At 65.9% G+C, this 1,014-nt stretch carries 1 protein-coding gene; it reads left to right on the top strand.

The features are described 5' to 3' along the window. Nucleotides 1-8: 8 nt before the first annotated feature. On the top strand, nt 9-1,014 hold a 1,006-nt coding region (gene hemA, locus GRZ55_RS22975), incomplete at its 3' end, for a 5-aminolevulinate synthase (RefSeq protein WP_169289262.1).

Genomic DNA, 1,014 nt, shown 5'->3' with positions numbered 1-1,014 from the left:
CCGAGAGGCTGGCTGCCTTGCACGATGAGGGACGCTATCGGGTCTTTGCGGATCTGGAGCGGCGGGCGGGGTCGTTTCCGCGTGCCAAGCGTTTCGTGGGSGAGGAGGCGCGCGAGGTCACGGTCTGGTGCTCCAACGACTATCTKGGCATGGGCCAGCAYCCCGCCGTCATCGCGGCCATGCAYGAGGCGCTCGACAAATGCGGCGCGGGCGCCGGCGGCACGCGCAACATTTCGGGCACCAACCACTACCACGTGCTGCTCGAGCGCGAGCTGGCCGATCTGCACGGCAAGGAAGCRGCSCTKCTGTTYACSTCSGGCTATGTSTCSAACTGGGCCTCGCTGTCGACGCTCGGCGCCAACATCCCCGGCTGCGTCATCATCTCGGAYGAGAAGAACCACGCCTCGATGATCGAGGGCATCCGCCATTCCAAGGCCGAAAAGCGSATCTTCAAGCACAACGACCCGGCCGATCTCGACCGCATCCTSGCCGAATACGGSCCCGACCGGCCCAAGATCGTCGCCTTCGAGAGCGTCTATTCCATGGATGGCGACATCTCGCCGATGCGCCAGATCGTCGAGGTCGCCGAGAAGCACGGCGCCATGACCTATCTCGACGAGGTCCATGCGGTCGGCCTCTATGGCGAGCGTGGCGGCGGCATCGCCGAACGCGAGGGCCTGATGGACAGGATCACGCTGATCGAGGGCACGCTCGGCAAGGCCTTCGGCGTGGTCGGCGGCTACATCACCGGCTCGGCAGCCTTGATCGACTTCGTGCGCTCCTATGCGAGCGGATTCATCTTCACCACCGCGCTGCCGCCCCATGTGGCGGCCGGTGCGCTCGCCTCCATCCGCCACCTCAAGGCCAGCCAGATGGAACGCATGCGCCAGCGCGACCGGGTCGCCAAGGTGCGCGCGCGTCTCGACGCCATCGGCATTCCCTATCTGCCCAATCCCAGCCACATCGTGCCGGTGATGGTGGGCGACGCGGCCAAGTGCAAATGGCTCTCCGACA

The organism is Chelativorans sp. ZYF759, assembly GCF_012911015.1.
In the GTDB taxonomy this organism is placed as follows: Bacteria; Pseudomonadota; Alphaproteobacteria; order Rhizobiales; family Rhizobiaceae; genus ZYF759.
This window is presented reverse-complemented; position numbering and strand designations above follow the sequence as displayed.